The sequence below is a fragment of the Methylobacterium sp. Leaf361 genome (assembly GCF_001424445.1).
Taxonomy (GTDB): domain Bacteria; phylum Pseudomonadota; class Alphaproteobacteria; order Rhizobiales; family Beijerinckiaceae; genus Methylobacterium.
This window is the reverse complement of sequence record NZ_LMPY01000005.1, coordinates 96565-113011: the sequence shown is the minus strand read 5'-3', so window position 1 is coordinate 113011 and position 16447 is coordinate 96565. Positions and strand designations below refer to the sequence as shown.

The 16447-nt window shown below is 71.3% G+C and carries 16 protein-coding genes; 12 read left to right on the top strand and 4 right to left on the bottom strand.

Annotation, left to right across the window (positions count from 1 at the left end; translation table 11 throughout):
* The first annotated feature begins 159 nt into the window (after window positions 1-159).
* Together ASG32_RS06175 and glyS are read left to right on the top strand one after the other, a co-directional pair.
* Window positions 160-603, top strand: coding sequence for a DUF3828 domain-containing protein (locus ASG32_RS06175; RefSeq protein ID WP_042671538.1), 444 nt, complete (start codon window positions 160-162; stop codon window positions 601-603).
* Window positions 604-655: 52 nt separating this feature from the next.
* Window positions 656-2755 carry a glycine--tRNA ligase subunit beta gene (glyS, locus tag ASG32_RS06170; RefSeq protein ID WP_056523535.1) on the top strand — a complete coding sequence of 700 codons (2100 nt, stop codon included), beginning with the start codon at window positions 656-658 and terminating at the stop codon, window positions 2753-2755.
* A 179-nt stretch (window positions 2756-2934) separates the two neighbouring features.
* Here the strand turns inward: glyS and ASG32_RS06165 are convergent, their stop codons facing one another.
* Both ASG32_RS06165 and ASG32_RS06160 read right to left on the bottom strand, forming a co-directional pair.
* Window positions 2935-3615 (bottom strand): aldolase, encoded by a 681-nt coding sequence (locus tag ASG32_RS06165; protein ID WP_056523533.1) that lies wholly within the window; start codon window positions 3613-3615, stop codon window positions 2935-2937.
* Window positions 3612-4619 carry a LacI family DNA-binding transcriptional regulator gene (locus ASG32_RS06160; protein WP_056523531.1) on the bottom strand — a complete coding sequence of 336 codons (1008 nt, stop codon included), beginning with the start codon at window positions 4617-4619 and terminating at the stop codon, window positions 3612-3614. The genes ASG32_RS06165 and ASG32_RS06160 overlap by 4 nt, the downstream gene beginning before the upstream one ends.
* Before the next feature lie 307 nt (window positions 4620-4926).
* On the opposite strand from ASG32_RS06160, the gene ASG32_RS06155 reads away from it, so the two are divergent.
* From ASG32_RS06155 to denD, 5 genes are all read left to right on the top strand, one after another.
* The gene (locus tag ASG32_RS06155) at window positions 4927-6249 is read left to right on the top strand and encodes an MFS transporter (protein ID WP_082557765.1); all 1323 of its coding nucleotides are present in this window, start codon (window positions 4927-4929) and stop codon (window positions 6247-6249) included.
* A 106-nt stretch (window positions 6250-6355) separates the two neighbouring features.
* Entirely contained in the window at window positions 6356-7264 is a 909-nt protein-coding gene (ltnD, locus tag ASG32_RS06150) for an L-threonate dehydrogenase (RefSeq protein WP_056523529.1), read from the top strand.
* Between the two features lie 12 nt (window positions 7265-7276).
* Window positions 7277-8059 carry a 2-oxo-tetronate isomerase gene (otnI, locus tag ASG32_RS06145; RefSeq protein WP_056523527.1) on the top strand — a complete coding sequence of 261 codons (783 nt, stop codon included), beginning with the start codon at window positions 7277-7279 and terminating at the stop codon, window positions 8057-8059.
* Window positions 8056-9330 carry a 3-oxo-tetronate kinase gene (gene otnK / locus ASG32_RS06140; protein WP_056523524.1) on the top strand — a complete coding sequence of 425 codons (1275 nt, stop codon included), beginning with the start codon at window positions 8056-8058 and terminating at the stop codon, window positions 9328-9330. The genes otnI and otnK overlap by 4 nt, the downstream gene beginning before the upstream one ends.
* A 26-nt stretch (window positions 9331-9356) precedes the next feature.
* Window positions 9357-10334, top strand: a complete 978-nt coding sequence (denD, locus tag ASG32_RS06135; RefSeq protein ID WP_056523522.1) for a D-erythronate dehydrogenase — start codon at window positions 9357-9359, stop codon at window positions 10332-10334.
* Between the two features lie 4 nt (window positions 10335-10338).
* On the opposite strand, the gene ASG32_RS06130 is transcribed toward denD, so the two are convergent.
* Window positions 10339-10740, bottom strand: a complete 402-nt coding sequence (locus ASG32_RS06130) for a type II toxin-antitoxin system VapC family toxin (RefSeq protein WP_056523520.1) — start codon at window positions 10738-10740, stop codon at window positions 10339-10341.
* Window positions 10740-10979, bottom strand: coding sequence for a type II toxin-antitoxin system VapB family antitoxin (locus ASG32_RS06125; protein WP_056523518.1), 240 nt, complete (start codon window positions 10977-10979; stop codon window positions 10740-10742). Before ASG32_RS06125 ends, ASG32_RS06130 begins: the two co-directional genes overlap by 1 nt.
* Before the next feature lie 83 nt (window positions 10980-11062).
* Here ASG32_RS06125 and recQ point away from each other — a divergent pair, with 83 nt between their 5' ends.
* The 5 genes from recQ to grxD all read left to right on the top strand — a co-directional run bounded on the left by recQ (window position 11063) and on the right by grxD (window position 16441).
* Window positions 11063-12904 carry a DNA helicase RecQ gene (gene recQ / locus ASG32_RS06120; RefSeq protein ID WP_056523517.1) on the top strand — a complete coding sequence of 614 codons (1842 nt, stop codon included), beginning with the start codon at window positions 11063-11065 and terminating at the stop codon, window positions 12902-12904.
* A 154-nt stretch (window positions 12905-13058) separates the two neighbouring features.
* Window positions 13059-15284, top strand: a complete 2226-nt coding sequence (gene purL, locus ASG32_RS06115; RefSeq protein ID WP_056523516.1) for a phosphoribosylformylglycinamidine synthase subunit PurL — start codon at window positions 13059-13061, stop codon at window positions 15282-15284.
* Between the two features lie 24 nt (window positions 15285-15308).
* Window positions 15309-15545, top strand: a complete 237-nt coding sequence (locus ASG32_RS06110) for a BolA family transcriptional regulator (RefSeq protein WP_007568343.1) — start codon at window positions 15309-15311, stop codon at window positions 15543-15545.
* Window positions 15546-15568: 23 nt separating this feature from the next.
* Window positions 15569-16063 carry a DUF29 domain-containing protein gene (locus ASG32_RS06105; RefSeq protein WP_056523514.1) on the top strand — a complete coding sequence of 165 codons (495 nt, stop codon included), beginning with the start codon at window positions 15569-15571 and terminating at the stop codon, window positions 16061-16063.
* A 39-nt stretch (window positions 16064-16102) separates the two neighbouring features.
* Window positions 16103-16441, top strand: a complete 339-nt coding sequence (grxD, locus tag ASG32_RS06100; RefSeq protein ID WP_010685583.1) for a Grx4 family monothiol glutaredoxin — start codon at window positions 16103-16105, stop codon at window positions 16439-16441.
* The last annotated feature ends 6 nt before the right edge of the window (window positions 16442-16447 follow it).

Genomic DNA, 16447 nt, shown 5'->3' with positions numbered 1-16447 from the left:
GGTCGCGCCTCGCTGCCAGACGTCCCGACGCCCTGGGTCGCTTCGCTGCGCTCGCGATGACGGAGGGGAGCCCCGTCGCGGAGCCCCTTGAGCCCTCGCGCGTTGCAACCCCCGCCAACCGGCGCGCCTCGGCGCGTCCGCAGACGCGGGACATGCCCAATGAAGAAGACGATCCTCGCCCTCAGCCTCCTCGGATTCGGCCTCGCCCCCGCGCTGGCGGCCGATCCCGGGCCTGAGGCCACGGTGAAGAAGCTCTACGCCGAGCCGCACCCGAATCACTCCTCCGTGTACTCGAAGCGCCTGCAGGGCCTGTTCGACGCCGACGCGAAGCAGGCCAACGGCGCCACCGGCAACCTCGATTTCGACTACCGCCTGAACGGCGAGCCCCTGAAGCCCGACACGGTGAAGAACCTGACCTTCAAGGAGGCCACAGAGGGCAAGGACCAGGCAAAGGTCACGGTCGAGCGCAAGGGCGGCAACGGCGCCAACGTCATCGTGTACGACCTCGTGCGCGAGGATGGCGGCTGGAAGGTCTCCGACGCCCACGCGATCGGCGACCGGAAGTGGCAGCTCTCGACCATCCTCAAAGGCGAGTCGCGCTGAGCCCCGCGCGCCGACCCTCGACAGGGGTGCGGCGCGGCGATATGGCCGCCCCATGCCCGACCTCCTGCTCGAACTCCGCTCGGAAGAGATCCCCGCCCGCATGCAGCGGCGCGCGGCGGAGGATCTGAAGAAGCTCGTCACCGACGCCCTCGTGGCGCGCGGCTTTCTGTACGAGGGCGCCCGGGCGTTCTCGACGCCGCGCCGCTTGGCGCTCCACATTGCCGGCCTGCCCGCCCGGGGCGAGGCCGTGCGCGAGGAGCGCCGCGGCCCGCGGGTCGGCGCGCCCGAGGCGGCCGTCCAGGGCTTCCTGAAGGGCGCGGGCCTGACGAGCCTCGACCAGGCCACGACCGTCACCGACCCGAAGAAGGGCGAGTTCTACCTCGCGGTGATCGAGCGGCCCGGCCGCGAGACGCTCGACGTGCTCGCCGAACTCCTGCCCGAGATCGTCAAGAGCTTCCCCTGGCCGAAATCCATGCGCTGGGGCGCGGCCTCGGCCGAGCCGGGCTCGCTGCGCTGGGTGCGCCCCCTGCAGTCGATCGTCGCGACCTTCGGGCCCGAGACCGAGACGCCGGAGGTGGTCCCCGTCTCGGTCGCCGGGATCGCCGCCGGCACCGTGACCTACGGCCACCGCTTCCTCGCCCCCGAGGCGATCGAGGTGCGCCGGTTCGACGACTACATCCAGGCGCTGGAGCGCGCGAAGGTCATCCTCGACGCCGACCGGCGCAAGGACGTGATCCTGCACGACGCCCGCGACCTCGCCTTCGCCCGCGGCCTCGACCTCGTGGAGGACGAGGGCCTGCTGGAGGAGGTGTCGGGCCTCGTGGAATGGCCGGTGGTGCTGATGGGCTCGTTCGACGCGTCGTTCCTCGACATCCCAGCCGAGGCGATCCGGGCGACCATCCGGGCGAACCAGAAGTGCTTCGTTCTGCGCAAGGGCGGCGCGGAGGACCTGGCGCCGGCCTTCATCCTGGTCTCGAACCTCGTCGCCACCGACGGTGGCCAAGCGATCACCGCCGGCAACGAGCGGGTGGTCCGGGCGCGCTTGTCCGACGCGAAGTTCTTCTGGGAGACCGACAAGGCGACCCGCCTGGAAGACCGGCTGCCCAAGCTCGACAGCATCGTCTTCCACGAGAAGCTCGGGACGCAGGGCGAGCGCATCGCCCGCATCGCGGCCCTGGCGAAGGACCTCGCGCCGCTGGTGGGGGCCGACCCGGCGCTCGCCGAGCGCGCCGCGCGCCTCGCCAAGGCCGACCTCGTCACCGAGATGGTCGGCGAGTTCCCCGAGCTTCAGGGGTTGATGGGCCGCAAATACGCGGCGCTCCAGGGCGAGCACGACAGCGTCTGCGCAGCCATCGAGGAGCACTACAAGCCGCTCGGCCCCTCCGACCGGGTGCCGAGCGATCCGGTCTCCATCGCGGTGGCGCTCGCCGACAAGCTCGACACGCTGGCGGGCTTCTGGGCGATCGACGAGAAGCCCACGGGCAGCAAGGATCCGTTCGCCCTGCGCCGGGCGGCGCTAGGCGTGATCCGGCTGATCCTCGACCGCGGCCTGCGCCTGCGGCTGCTGGAGCAGGTCGGCGCGGCGGATCGCGGCCTCGCCGGGCGGGCCGGCGCCGACGCGCGGGATCTCCTCGGTTTCCTCGCCGATCGCCTGAAGGTCTATCTCCGCGATCAGGGCGCCCGCCACGACCTGATCGACGCCGTCTTCGCCCTCCCCGGCCAGGACGACCTGCTGATGGTCGTGCGCCGCGTCGAGGCGCTCGGCCAGTTCCTCGACACCGAGGACGGCAAGAACCTGCTCGCGGGCTACAAGCGCGCGGCCAACATCCTGCGGATCGAGGAGAAGAAGGACGGCCGCGCCTACGATTCCGCGCCGGACGCCGCCCTCGCGGAAGCGGGCGAGCCGGCCGAGCGGGCGCTCGCCGAGGCGCTGGCGAAGGCGCGGGAGACCGCCTCGGCGTCCGTCGCCCGCGAGGATTTCGCCGGCGCCATGCAGGCGCTCTCGACGCTGCGCGCGCCGGTCGACGCGTTCTTCCAGGACGTGACCGTCAACGCCCCCGATCCGAAGCTCCGCGAGAACCGCTTGGCTCTGCTCAACGCGCTGCGCGCCGCGACGCGGGAAGTGGCTGAGTTCGCGAAGATCGAGGGGTGAGGCGCAGACCACCGCAGCCCCATCCTACCATCCTCCCCCTCATCCTGAGGTGCCGGAGCGTCGCGGAGGCCTCGAAGGAGGGCTCAGGGATCGCGGCGGCGTCTGGAGGGCTCCTTCGAGGCTCGCTGCGCTCGCACCTCAGGATGAGGTGGTCTGATGGGAGAGCGGACCCACCGCCCTCACTCGTGATCGTGCCCGGCATGGTCGTCCGGCTCCGGCAGGGTCAGGTCGAAATGGCTCACCAGATCGGCCACCTGCCCGGGGCTCAGCTGCCGCGGGTTGAGGTTGCGCAGGAGCAGGTAGAGCTTGGCGGTCTCTTCCAGCTCCTCGGTGGCGAAGACCGCGCCCTCCAGGCTGTCGCCGGCCACCACCGGGCCGTGATTGGCGAGCAGCACCGAGCTGTACTTTCCCGCCAAGCCCCGGATCGCGTCCGCCACGGCCGGGTCGCCCGGGCGATAGTAGGGCACGAGCGCCGTGCCGCCGGTCCGCATCAGGTAGTAGGGCGTCAGCGGCGGCAGCACCTGCCTGGGGTCGACCTCCGGCAGCATCGAGACCGCCACCGCGTGGGTCGAGTGCAGGTGGACGATGGCCTTCGCCTCGCTCCGGCTCTCGTAGAGCGCGCTGTGCAGCGGGATCTCCTTGGTGGGCTTGTCGCCAGAGACCAGCCGCCCCGCATCGTCCAGCCGCGCGATCCGCGCCGGGTCGAGGAACCCGAGCGACGCGTTGGTCGGCGTCACCAGCCAGCCGCCGTCGGGCAAGCGCAGCGAGATGTTGCCCGACGAGCCCGGCGTCAGGCCGCGCTCGAACAGCGAGCGGCCGTAGCGGCAGATCTCCTCGCGCAGTCGGCTCTCGTCGCTCATGCGGTCGCTCCCTCGATCAGCTCGAATCCGAGATCGATTCTTCTCGGGCCTGCGCCGGTCAGGCAGGCGGCGGCCTGCCGGCCGATCTCCAGGCGCGGCGTGCGCACCGTCGACAGGGGCTGCGGCATCGCCGCCGCGAAGTCGAGCCCGTTGAAGCCGAACAGCGCGATCCGTCCCGGCACCGCCAGCCCCGCCGACAGGCAGGCGAAGTAGCCGCCGAGCGCCATGTCGTCGTTGGAGAAGTAGACCGCGTCGAGATCGGGCACGCGCGCCAGCAGCGCCTCCAGCCCGGCCCGGCCCGAGGCCGGCGAGGACGGTCCCGTCCGGATCTCCTTGCCGTGGAGCGCCAAACCCGCCTGCCCGAGCGCGGCCTCGAACCCGGCGAGCCGCTTGCCCGCGCGCAGGTCGACCGCGAGGTCGTGGCCGAGATAGCCGATCCGCCGGTACCCGCGCGCCACGAGGTGGCGGGCGCTCGCCGCCCCGACGGCGCGGTTGGAGAAGCCGACCACGGCGTCGATCCCCTCCCCGTCCGTGTCGATCATCTCGACCACGCGCACGCCCCCGGCCTTCGCCAGGGCCACCGTCCCGGGATTGTGCTCCAGCCCGGTGAGCAGCAGCGCCGCCGGCCGCCAGGAGAGGAGCGCGGCGGCCAGCGCCTCCTCCCGGTCCGGGTCGTAGTCGCTCACTCCGATCACGCAGGGGATGCCGTCAGCGTCGAGGGCGGCGGTGAGGCCGCGCAGCAGGTCGGGGAAGACCACGTTGGCGAGCGACGGGATGACGACCCCCACGAGCCGCGCGCTCGCCCCCTGGCCGGCGAGGCTGCCGGCGAGGCGATTCGGAACGTAGCCGAGACGGGCGACCGCCTCCGCCACCCGCTCGCCGGCGCGCTTGGAGTAGGAGCCGTGGTTGCGCAGTACCCGCGAGACCGTGCTCTCGCCGACCCCGGCCTCGCGGGCGACGTCGGTGAGGGTGACGAGCCGCCCCGGCGGCTGGATGTCGTCCATGGCCCCGCTCTCCCGGCGCGGTTTTTTTTCACGACGCCCGTCGAACCTCCCGGCGTCCTTCCCTCATCCTGAGACGACCGCGAAGCGGGCCCCGAAGGAGGCCTCCGCCACGCTGCAGCGCCTCGGCATAAGGCAGGAATGGGAAGACCGTCCGCGTCGATCCACGACTGACATAGCGGCCTGCATTATCTCGCACAACCGGATTGGCAGCGCTGCCAAAAGGCGATATGGCACCGCCCCAGCGCCGCCCGACGAGCGGTGAAGAGCAATGTCCGGCAGCCGTGCGGCCCGGACCAGGGAGTACGCCATGTCGGTTCAAGCCGCCCCGCTGGGGGGCGCCACCGCACCCGCGGACGAGAAGTCCTTCGCCGACCGCACCTACGCGAAGGTGTTCTGGCGCCTCGTGCCGTTCCTGATGCTCTGCTACGTCGTGGCATATCTCGACCGGGTGAATGTCGGCTTCGCCAAGCTCCAGATGTCCCAGGAGCTGAAATTCTCCGAGACGGTCTACGGCCTCGGCGCCGGCATCTTCTTCCTCGGCTACTTCCTGTTCGAGGTGCCCTCGAACGTGATCCTGCACCGGGTCGGCGCCCGGGTGTGGATCGCCCGGATCATGATCACCTGGGGGGTAATCTCCGGGGCGTTCCTGTTCGTGAACTCCGAGTGGAGCTTCTACGGGATGCGCTTCCTCCTCGGTCTCGCCGAGGCCGGATTCTACCCGGGCGTCATCCTCTACACGACCTCGTGGTTCCCGGCCCATCGCCGGGCCCGGGTGATCGCCGTGTTCATGGCGGCGATCCCGATCTCCGGCATCTTCGGCAACCCGCTCTCCGGCTGGATCATGGACGCGTTCAACGGCGCCCACGGCCTGTCGGGCTGGCAGTGGATGTTCCTGATCGAGGCAGTGCCGGCGGTGCTGATCGGCCTCGCGGTGTTCTTCTACCTCGACAACCGCCCCGCCGAGGCCACGTGGCTGACCGACGCCGAGAAGCAGCTCCTCGAGCGCGACATCGCGGCCGACAACCAGGGCAAAGAGTCGAGCCCGCACTCCATCGCCACCGTGTTCCGCAACGGCCGCGTGTGGTTCATGAGCCTGATCTATTTCGCCTTCGTCACCGGCCAGTACGGGCTGACCTTCTGGATGCCGACGATCGTCAAGGCGTCGGGCGTACAGGGCAACTTCAACATCGGCCTGATCAGCGCGATCCCGTTCGTCTGCGCGGCGATCGTGATGATCCTGCTCGGCCGCTCCGCCGACCGGATGCGCGAGCGCCGCTGGCACCTGATCATCCCGGCGCTGATCGGCGCGGTCGCCTTCGTGGTCTCGGCCAATGCCGGCTCGACGACGCTCGCCATCGCGGCGCTGTCGGTGGCGGCGGCCGGCGTGCTGACCTGCTCGCCCCTGTTCTGGTCGCTGCCCACGGCGTTCCTCAGCGGCGCGGGCGCGGCGGCCGGCATCGCGCTGATCAACTCGGTGGGGAACCTCGCGGGCTTCGTCAGCCCCTACGTGATCGGCGCGCTGCGGGACGCCACCGGCAGCACCGCCACGGGCCTCTACGCGCTGGCCGCCATGCTGGTGGTCGGCGCGGTCTGCGTGTTCGTCACACCCGCCCGGATGGTCAACCGCTGACCTCTGATCCGGGCGCGACTTGGCCCCTCTCCCGCACGGGAGAGGGGACCCGCGCTTCGAGCGGCGACGCCGAGGCGCCCTTTCCCAGCTTCAGGAGCCGTCCCCGATGACCAACGCAACACCCCGCGCCGCGGTGATCGGCCTGGGCTCCATGGGCTCCGGGATGGCCGGCTCGCTCCTGAGGGCGGGCTTCGCGGTCTCCGCCTGCGACGTGAACCCGGAGGCGGTCGCCCGCTTTGAGGCGGCCGGTGGCCGGGGCGCCGCGAACCCCGCCGAGGCGGCGCGTGACGCCGACGTGGTGGTGAGCGTGGTGGTCAACGCCGCCCAGACCGAGGCGGTGCTGTTCGGCGAGGACGGCGCCGCCGCCGCGATGCCCGAGGGCGCGGTGTTCGTCTCCTCCGCCACCATGGATCCGGCGATTGCCCGGGCGCTCGCGGCCCGGCTGGAAGCCACCGGCCGCCACTACCTCGACGCCCCGATGAGCGGCGGCGCGGCCCGCGCGGCGGATGGCGGGCTCACCTTCCTGGCCTCGGGCTCGGCGGCGGCCTTCGCGAAGGCGCGGCCCGCCCTCGATGCCATGGCGGGCACGCTCTACGAGCTCGGCGACGCCGCCGGCCAGGGCGCGGCCTTCAAGATGATCAACCAGCTGCTCGCGGGCGTTCACATCGCCGCCGCCTCGGAGGCGATGGCCTTCGCGGCCAAGCAGGGGCTCGACCTCCGGCGCGTCTACGAGGTGATCACCAAGTCGGCCGGCAATTCCTGGATGTTCGAGAACCGGGTGCCGCACATCCTCGACGCCGACTACAGCCCGAAGAGCGCGGTCGACATCTTCGTCAAGGATCTCGGCATCGTGCAGGACATGGCTCGGGCCGAGAAGTACCCGGTCCCGGTGGCGGCGGCGGCCCTGCAGATGTTCCTGATGGCGTCGGGCGCCGGCATGGGCCGGGACGACGACGCCTCGGTGGCGCGGCTCTACGCCCAGGTCTCGGGGGCGAAGCTGCCCGAGAAGGCTTGAGGGGACAGAACCATGCCGCGCTTCGCCGCCAACCTGAGCCTCATGTTCAACGAGGTGCCGTTCCTCGACCGGTTCGAGGCCGCGGCCCGGGCCGGGTTCGACGCCGTCGAGTTCCTGTTCCCCTACGAGCATGCGCCGGACGACATCGGCGCGCGGCTGCGGGCGAACGGCCTGACCCAGGCCCTGTTCAACCTGCCGCCGGGGGACTTCGCCGAGGGCGAGCGCGGGATCGCGGCCTTCCCCGAGCGGTTCGACGAGCTGAAGGCGGGGGTCGACACGGCGCTCCGCTACGCCGAGGCGACCGGCGTCGGCCGGCTCCACCTCATGGCGGGCCTCGCCCCCTGGGACGATCCCAGGGCGGTCGAATCCTACCGCCGGGCCGTGACCTGGACGGCGGAGCGGCTGGCGCCGGTCGGCCTCGACCTCGTCCTGGAGCCGATCAACGGCCGCAACATGCCGGGCTATTTCCTCAACGATTTCGGCCGCGCGGCCGACCTGATCCGCGACCTCGCCCTGCCGAACCTGAAGCTCCAGTTCGACCTCTACCACTGCCAGATCCTGCACGGCGACGTGACCGTGCGGCTGCGCGCCCTGATGCCGCTCATCGGCCACGTCCAGACCGCGAGCGTGCCCGAGCGGCATGAGCCCGGGACCGGCGAGATGGCCGACTTCTTCCTGTTCGACGAGCTGGACCGGCTCGGCTACCGCGGCTTCGTCGGCTGCGAGTACATTCCGGCCGCCGACACCGTCGCGGGCCTCGGCTGGCTCGCCGCCTACAAGGGGAGCGCCCGATGAGCCTCGCGCTGGGATGCGTCGCCGACGACTACACGGGCGCCTCGGACCTCGCCAACACGCTGACCAAGGCGGGCCTGCGCACGATCCAGACCATCGGCGTGCCTGAGGACGGCCGGTCGCTGCCGGAGGCCGACGCTGTGGTGGTGGCCCTCAAGAGCCGCTCGATCCCCGCCGACCAGGCCGTGGCGCGCTCCCGCGAGGCGGAAGCCTGGCTGCGGGCTCGGGGCGCGGCCCACGTGATGTTCAAGGTCTGCTCGACCTTCGACTCCACCGATGCGGGCAATATCGGTCCCGTGATGGACGCCCTGCGGGCCGAGGCCGGAGAGACCGTCGCCCTCGTGACGCCGGCCTTCCCCGAGACGGGGCGGAGCGTCTACCAGGGCAACCTGTTCGTCGGTTCGGTGCCGCTGAACGAGAGCCCGCTCAAGGACCACCCGCTCAACCCGATGCGCGACGCCAACCTCGTGCGCGTGCTCGGGCGCCAGAGCGGCAGTCCCGTCGGCCTGATCGACACCGCCACGGTGTCGAGGGGCGCGGAGGCCGTGGCCGCCCGCCTCGACGCCCTCGCGCAGGAGGGCATGGGCGCCGCCATCGCGGACGCGATCTTCGACAGCGACCTCGAAGTGCTCGGCCGGGCGATCGTCAGCCGCAAGTTCTCGGTCGGCGCGTCCGGCCTCGGCCTCGGCCTCGCCCGGGCGCTCGCGGCCGACGGGCGGGGAACCCAGGACGCTGCCGGCGCGGCCGTGGGCGAACCGGTGGGTGGCGCCTCCGCCTGCCTCGCCGGCAGCTGCTCGCAGGCGACCCTCCAGCAGGTCGCCGCCGCGGAAACGATCATGCCGGTGCTGCGCCTCGACCCGGCGCGGCTGCTCGCAGGCGACGACGTGGTCGCCGAGGCCCTGGCCTTCGCGGACAAGCACTTGGCCTCGGGCCCGGTGCTGATCGCCACCTCGGCCCCGCCCGAGGCGGTGCGCGCGCTCCAGGCCGCCCACGGCGTCGATGCGGCCGGCCACGCCATCGAGGCGGCGCTGGCGGCGATCGCCGAGGGCCTCGTCGCCCGCGGGGTGCGCCGGCTCGTCGTCGCCGGCGGCGAGACCTCCGGCGCGGTGGTCGACCGGCTGGGCCTCACGGCCTTCCTGCTCGGGCCGGAGATCGCCGCGGGCGTGCCGGTGCTGCGCACGGCGGGCCGGCCCGAGCCGATGCTGCTCGCCCTCAAATCCGGCAATTTCGGCGGCTCCGACTTCTTCGGCCGCGCCCTCGACATGATGGCCTGACGCCACAACTCCACGGGAGGTTTTCCATGCACGCCCTGATTCTCGGCGCCGCCGGCATGATCGGCCGCCGCCTCGTGGACGCCCTGGTGAGGGATGGCCGGGTCGGCGGTGTGCCGCTCACCGCCCTCACCCTCCTCGACGTGGTCCCGCCCGCGGCGCCCGAGGGCTTCTCCGGTCCGGTGCGGGCCGAGGCCGCCGACCTCACGGCGCCCGGCGCCGCCGAGGCCGCCATCGCCGAGCGGCCGGGGGTCATCTTCCACCTCGCTGCCGTGGTCTCCGGCGAGGCCGAGGCGAACCTCGAGCTGGGCTACCGGGTCAACCTCGACGGCACCCGCCTGCTCCTCGACGCGATCCGGGCGGCCAGCGCGGCGGACGGCTACCGGCCGAAGCTGGTCTTCACCTCCTCGCTCGCGGTGTTCGGGCCGCCCTTCCCCAAGATCATCCCGGACGACCACATCCTGCGCCCGGCCTCCTCCTACGGGGTCCAGAAGGCCATGGGCGAGCTGATGCTCGCCGACTACGCGCGCCGCGGCTTCCTCGACGGGATCGGCCTGCGGCTGCCGACGATCTGCGTACGGCCGGGCAAGCCCAACAAGGCGGCCTCGGGCTTCTTCTCGGGCATTATCCGCGAGCCGCTCGCCGGCCAGGAGGCGATCCTGCCGGTGCCCGACACGGTGCGGCACTGGTTCGCCAGCCCGGCGGCGGCGGTGGGCTTCCTCACGCACGCGGCCGGGCTCGACCTCGCGGCGATCGGCCCGCGGATCAGCCTGACCATGCCGGGCGTCTCGGCGACGGTGGCGGAGGAGATCGAGGCTCTGCGCCGCGCGGCGGGCGACAAGGCAGCGGCGCTGATCCGGCACGAACCCGACGCCACCATCGCGCGGATCGTCGGCTCCTGGCCGGAGGCGTTCGAGCCGGAGGCCGCCCTGGCCCTGGGCTTCCGGGCGGATGAATCCTTCGACGCGATCGTGGCCCAGCACGTGGCCGAGTTCCACGGGGGCTGAAGCCTCAGGCGAGGGCGGAGCGGATGTCGGTCTGCGGGAAATCGTCGCCGACATAGAGCAGCGGCACGCCGTGCACCTGTGCGCAGGCATAGGCGAAGCAGTCGCCGAGGTTCAGGTGCGCCGGGTGGCGGCCCTTGCCGTAGCGGGCATGGGCCGCAACGGCGATGCGGATTTCTGCAAGGCCGAGGGAGACCATCCCGATACCGACCGTCTCGCGGAAGCTGTTCACGAGTCTCTCGGCGGTCTCAGGCGGCAGCGACCGAATGCGAGCCACCGCCAAGACAGCCTCGAACTGGGCGAGGGCGCTGGTCAGACGATGCGGAGCTTGGCGGAGACAATCTGCCACCCGTTCATATTCCTGCTCCTGGCACAGGATCGCCACCAGCGCCGAGGCATCGATGAACATCAGTCCTCATAGAGGCTGTCGTAGAAGGTCTTGTCGGCCTTGAGGCCGGTCTTCGGGTAGGCGGCAAGGGCCTCCTGTATCGGGCGAATCTTCTCCAGAAATTCGGTCAGCGACTCTTCCCGCCGATCCAGCTCGTTCTGAAGCGCGATCCGCACCGCCTCGGTCTTGCTCACGCCGGCCCGCGATGCCAGCTTCTCGGCCAGCTGATTCACCACTTCGCTGCGGATGTTGAGCGGCACGGTCGCCTCCGTGTAGACAGGTGAGGCTAGTGTCTACACATCCGCGCCGCAAGCCCGGTGCAGACACCCGACCAAGGATCCCGATGACCCGCCTCGACGAGGCCCGCGCCGCGCTGAAGAAGACGTTCGGCTACGAGGATTTCCGCCCCGGCCAGGACGAGGTGATCGGCGCGGTGCTCGACGGGACCGACGTGTTCGCCGTGATGCCCACGGGCTCGGGCAAGTCGATGACCTACCAGCTCCCGGCCCTGGTCGATCCGGGACTCACCGTGGTGGTCTCGCCGCTGATCGCGCTGATGCACGATCAGGTCCAGCAGATGCGCAGCGTCGGCATCCGCGCCGCGACCCTCAACTCGACGGTGGCCGAGTCGGAGTCCCGCGAGACGTGGCGCGCCCTGCGCTCCGGCGACCTGCGGCTGCTGTTCGTCTCCCCCGAGCGCCTGCTGATGGACGGCTGCATGGACGCCCTGCGCGGCGCCGGCGTCCGGCGGCTCGCCGTCGACGAGGCCCACTGCGTCTCGCAGTGGGGGCACGATTTCCGGCCCGAGTACCGCGAGATCGCCCGCGCCCGGACGGCGCTGGGCAACGTCCAGACCCTGGCGCTCACCGCCACTGCCGACGCCGCGACCCGCGCCGAGATCGCCGAGCGCCTGTTCCCGCAGGACCGGCCCCCGAAGATCTTCGTCCACTCCTTCGACCGGCCGAACATCCGGCTGACCTTCCAGCCCAAGGACAACCCGGCCCGGCAGATCGAGCGGTTCCTGAAGCACCGGCGCGCGGAGAGCGGGATCATCTACTGCTCGTCGCGCAAGCGCACCGAGCAGCTCGCCGAGACCCTCCGGAAGGACGGGTTCGACGCCCTGCCCTACCATGCCGGCCTCGACCAAGCGACGCGGATGGCGAACCAGGACCGGTTCCTGCAGGAGGACGGGGTGGTGATGACCGCCACCGTCGCCTTCGGCATGGGCATCAACAAGCCGGACGTGCGCTTCGTCTGCCACGCCGACATGCCCAACAACGTCGAGGGCTACTATCAGGAGATCGGCCGCGCCGGCCGCGACGGGCTGCCCGCCGACACCCTGACCCTCTACGGCCTCGACGACATGGCGCTCCGCCGCCGCCAGATCGACGAGAAGGAGATCTCGGACGACCGCCGCCGGGTCGAGCGGCGCAAGCTCGAGGCGATGATCACCCTGTGCGAGGGCGCCACCTGCCGCCGCCAGTCGCTGCTCGCCTATTTCGGCGAGTCGAGCGGCGCTTGCGGCCGCTGCGACCTGTGCCGCGGCGGCGTCACCCTCGTGGACGGGACGGTCCCGGCCCAGAAGATCCTGTCGGCGATCGTGCGCACCGGCCAGCGCTTCGGCGCGGCGTATATCTGCGACGTGGTCCACGGGAAGGAGAGCGACCAGATCCGCCGCAACGGCCACGCGAGCCTCAAGACCTTCGGGGTCGGGGCGGACAAGCCGGTGGCGGCGTGGCGGGCGATCCTGCGTCAGCTCTTCGCCGCCGGGGCGATCGCCGAGAACGCCGACGGCTACGGCGGCCTGTCCATGACCGAGAAGGGCGAGGCGATCCTGTTCGGCCGGGAGCCGGTCCAGCTCCGCCCCGATCCGGAGCCGAAGACCGAATCCCGCGAGCGCCGCCGGGCCGCCGCCCGCGAGGACGGCGAGATCGCCCTCTCGGAGACCGACGAGGCACTGTTCCAGCACCTGCGCGGCCTGCGCGCCACGCTCGCCCGGGCCGAGGGCATCGCGGCCTTCATGGTCTTCCCGGACCGGACCCTCATCGAGATGGCCCGCCAGAAGCCCGTCGATCTCTGGGCGCTGCGCACCGTCCACGGGGTCGGCGAGCGCAAGCGCGAGGCCTACGGCGACAGGTTCGTGGCCGCGATCGCCGATTTTCTGGCCCATCCGCCGGCCGCGTGACCGGCACCCATACACGGCCAGCAGGGCCGGCGTATTGCAACGCGGTGGCGGAACGCACTAATCCGTCACCGTCGCCGCGCGCGGCCCGGTTCGGGTCGCGCATCGGGTCGAGGGCCCTGCCGGGGCTCCCGGACCGCCCTCGTCGAGACCGCCCATGTTCCGCAACGACGTTCCGATCACCCCCGAGCTCGTGGCCCAGCACGGCCTGACGCCGGACGAGTACGAGCGCTTCCGCGGCCTGATCGGGCGCGACCCGACGCTGACCGAGCTCGGCATCGTCTCGGCCATGTGGAACGAGCACTGTTCCTACAAGTCCTCCCGCAAGCACCTGCGCGGGCTGCCGACCTCGGCGCCGTGGGTGATCCAGGGGCCGGGCGAGAACGCGGGCGTCATCGACATCGGCGACGGCCACGCCTGCGTCTTCAAGATGGAGAGCCACAACCACCCGAGCTACATCGAGCCCTACCAGGGCGCGGCGACCGGCGTGGGCGGCATCCTGCGCGACGTCTTCACCATGGGCGCGCGGCCGATCGCGGCGCTCAACGCCCTGCGCTTCGGCTCCCCCGACCATCCGCGCACCCGCAGCCTCGTCTCGGGCGTGGTCGCGGGCGTCGGCGGCTACGGCAACTCCTTCGGCGTGCCGACCGTCGGCGGCCTGACCGGCTTCCACAAGCGCTACGACGGCAACATCCTGGTCAACGCCATGGCGGTGGGGCTCGCCCGCACCGACGGCATCTTCTACGCGGCCGCCGCCGGCGTCGGGAACCCGATCGTCTATCTCGGCTCCAAGACCGGCCGCGACGGCATCCACGGCGCCACCATGGCGTCGGCCGAGTTCGACGAGGAATCCGAGTCGAAGCGCCCGACCGTGCAGGTCGGCGACCCCTTCGCCGAGAAGCTGCTGCTGGAGGCCTGCCTGGAGCTGATGGCCTCGGGCGCGGTCATCGCCATCCAGGACATGGGCGCGGCCGGCCTCACCTGCTCCGCGGTCGAGATGGGCGCCAAGGGCGACCTCGGCGTCGAGCTCGACATCGACAAGGTGCCGGCCCGCGAAGAGGGCATGACCCCCTACGAGATGATGCTCTCCGAGAGCCAGGAGCGCATGCTCATGGTGCTCAAGCCCGGCATGGAGGCCGAAGCCGAGGCGATCTTCGTGAAATGGGGCCTCGACTTCGCGGTGATCGGCCGGACCACCGACACGCTGCGCTTCGTGATCAAATGGCACGGCGAGACCGTGGCCGACCTGCCGATCAAGGAGCTCGGCGACGAGGCCCCGCTCTACGACCGGCCGCACCTCGCCAACACGCACCAGCCGGTGATCGCGGCCGCCGATGTGGCGGCCCCGGCCTCGCTCACCGACGCGCTGAAGCGCCTCGTCGGCTCCCCCGACCTCGCCTCGAAGCGCTGGGTCTTCGAGCAGTACGACCACTTCATCCTAGGCAACACCGTCCAGAAGCCCGGCGGCGACGCCGCCATCGTGCGGGTCGAGGACGGGCCGAAGGGGCTGGCGCTCACCTGCGACGTCACCCCGCGCTACTGCGAGGCCGACCCGGTCGAGGGCGGCCGGCAGGCCGTGGCCGAGGCGTGGCGCAACATCACCGCGGTCGGCGCCAAGCCGCTCGCCATCACCGACAACCTGAACTTCGGCAACCCCGAGAAGCCCGAGGTGATGGGCCAGCTCGTCGGCTGCCTCCAGGGCATCGGCGAGGCCTGCCGGGCGCTCGACTTCCCGGTCGTGTCGGGCAACGTCTCGCTCTACAACGAGACCAACGGCGTCGGCATCCTGCCGACCCCGACCATCGGCGGCGTCGGCGTGCTGGACGACGTGGCGCGCCACGCGACCATCGCCCTGAAGCGCGAAGGCGACGTGCTGGTGCTGATCGGTGCGAGCGAGGGCTGGCTCGGCCAGTCGGCCTACCTGTCGGTGATCGAGGGCCGCGAGGCGGGCGCTCCGCCGCCCGTCGACCTCGCGCTGGAGCGCCGCAACGGCGACTTCGTCCGCGGCCTGATCCAGGCGGGCACCGTCGACACGGTCCACGACCTCGCGGATGGCGGCCTCGCCGTCGCGCTCGCCGAAATGGCGATGGCGGGGGGCATCGGCGCGGCGCTCTCCGACGTGCCGGTGGACCTGCCGCCCCACGCCTACCTGTTCGGCGAGGACCAAGGCCGCTACCTGCTGGCCGTGCGGCCGGAGGCGGCCACCGACCTGCTCGCGGTCGCCGCGGCCCAGGGCGTGGCGGCGGCCTCGGTCGGCGTCGCGGGCTCCGACCGTTTGACGCTGCCCGGCGGCGAGACCATATCGCTCGCCGACCTCACCGCGGCGTACGAGGGCTGGCTGCCCACCTACATGGCGAGCCAGCCGGCCGCGCCGGCGTCCTGATCCCTTAATCCCAGGAGTTTCCCGATGCCGATGGATGCGGGCGAGATCGAGCGCATGATCCGCGAGGCCCTGCCGGACGCGCAGGTGGAGATCCGCGACCTCGCGGGCGACGGCGACCACTACGCCGCCACCGTCCTGTCGGCGGCCTTCAAGGGCAAGACCCGGGTGGCACAGCACCAGATGGTCTACGGCGCCCTCCAGGGCCGGATGGGCGGCGTGCTCCACGCCCTTGCGCTGACCACGGGCGTCCCGCAGGATTGAGGCCTCTCGCGGGAGCGCTCCCGATGGACCGACCGAGTCTCTACGACGACGACATCGTGACCTGGGCCGAGGAGCAGGCGGCGGCCCTGCGCGCGCTGGCCGAACGACCTGAGCTGTCGAACGCGGTCGATTGGGAGAACGTTGCCGAGGAGATCGAGAGCGTGGGGCGTTCGCATCTGCGGGCCGTCGAAGGTCTGATGATCCAGACGCTCGCCCACCTCCTCAAGCGCGCATCCGCCCCGCTCGCACCGGCCAGCCTGCACTGGCGGGAGGAGATCGCGACTTTCCAGATCACCGCCTGGAACACCTACGAAGCGTCGATGCAGCAAAGGCTGAACTGGAACAGGATTTGGAAATCCGCCGTCACGGCGGCCGAGGCTGGTCTCGGCGCCTATGGGAACGCGCTGCTCCCGGGGCTGCCGGAGGCCTGCCCGATCCGTCCTGAGCACCTTCTGACCGAGACTTTCGACATAGAGCGCGCACTTCGTACGATCGCTACATCGGTTGCGCGCCGCTGACTCAGACCTCACATACGACCGACGAACAAGGACAGAGCGATGACCGACGCTAACACGACCATCCAGAACGAGATCGCCTCCCAGGACGTGGTGGTGTTCATGAAGGGCACGCCGCAGATGCCGCAATGCGGCTTCTCGGGGCAGGTGGTGCAGATCCTCAACTACCTCGGCGTGCCGTTCAAGGGCGTGAATGTCCTGGCCGATCAGGAGATCCGGGAGGGCATCAAGGCCTTCTCGAACTGGCCGACCATCCCGCAGATCTACGTGAAGGGCGAGTTCGTCGGCGGCTGCGACATCACCCGCGAGATGTTCCAGTCGGGCGAGCTGCAGACTTTCCTGTCCGAGAAGGGCGTGCCGGTGAAGACCGCCGCCGCCTGATTTTTT

Excerpts from the sequence above, each read along its gene's own strand:
- otnK (WP_056523524.1), top strand. The coding sequence starts at position 8,056 with ATGAGCCTCGCGCTGGGATGCGTCGCCGACGACTACACGGGCGCCTCG.
- recQ (WP_056523517.1), top strand. The coding sequence starts at position 11,063 with ATGACCCGCCTCGACGAGGCCCGCGCCGCGCTGAAGAAGACGTTCGGC.
- ASG32_RS06110 (WP_007568343.1), top strand. The coding sequence starts at position 15,309 with ATGCCGATGGATGCGGGCGAGATCGAGCGCATGATCCGCGAGGCCCTG.
- glyS (WP_056523535.1), top strand. The coding sequence starts at position 656 with ATGCCCGACCTCCTGCTCGAACTCCGCTCGGAAGAGATCCCCGCCCGC.
- grxD (WP_010685583.1), top strand. The coding sequence starts at position 16,103 with ATGACCGACGCTAACACGACCATCCAGAACGAGATCGCCTCCCAGGAC.
- ASG32_RS06160 (WP_056523531.1), bottom strand. The coding sequence starts at position 4,619 with ATGGACGACATCCAGCCGCCGGGGCGGCTCGTCACCCTCACCGACGTC.
- ASG32_RS06175 (WP_042671538.1), top strand. The coding sequence starts at position 160 with ATGAAGAAGACGATCCTCGCCCTCAGCCTCCTCGGATTCGGCCTCGCC.
- ASG32_RS06105 (WP_056523514.1), top strand. The coding sequence starts at position 15,569 with ATGGACCGACCGAGTCTCTACGACGACGACATCGTGACCTGGGCCGAG.
- purL (WP_056523516.1), top strand. The coding sequence starts at position 13,059 with ATGTTCCGCAACGACGTTCCGATCACCCCCGAGCTCGTGGCCCAGCAC.
- otnI (WP_056523527.1), top strand. The coding sequence starts at position 7,277 with ATGCCGCGCTTCGCCGCCAACCTGAGCCTCATGTTCAACGAGGTGCCG.
- ASG32_RS06165 (WP_056523533.1), bottom strand. The coding sequence starts at position 3,615 with ATGAGCGACGAGAGCCGACTGCGCGAGGAGATCTGCCGCTACGGCCGC.
- ASG32_RS06155 (WP_082557765.1), top strand. The coding sequence starts at position 4,927 with ATGTCGGTTCAAGCCGCCCCGCTGGGGGGCGCCACCGCACCCGCGGAC.
- ASG32_RS06130 (WP_056523520.1), bottom strand. The coding sequence starts at position 10,740 with ATGTTCATCGATGCCTCGGCGCTGGTGGCGATCCTGTGCCAGGAGCAG.
- ltnD (WP_056523529.1), top strand. The coding sequence starts at position 6,356 with ATGACCAACGCAACACCCCGCGCCGCGGTGATCGGCCTGGGCTCCATG.
- denD (WP_056523522.1), top strand. The coding sequence starts at position 9,357 with ATGCACGCCCTGATTCTCGGCGCCGCCGGCATGATCGGCCGCCGCCTC.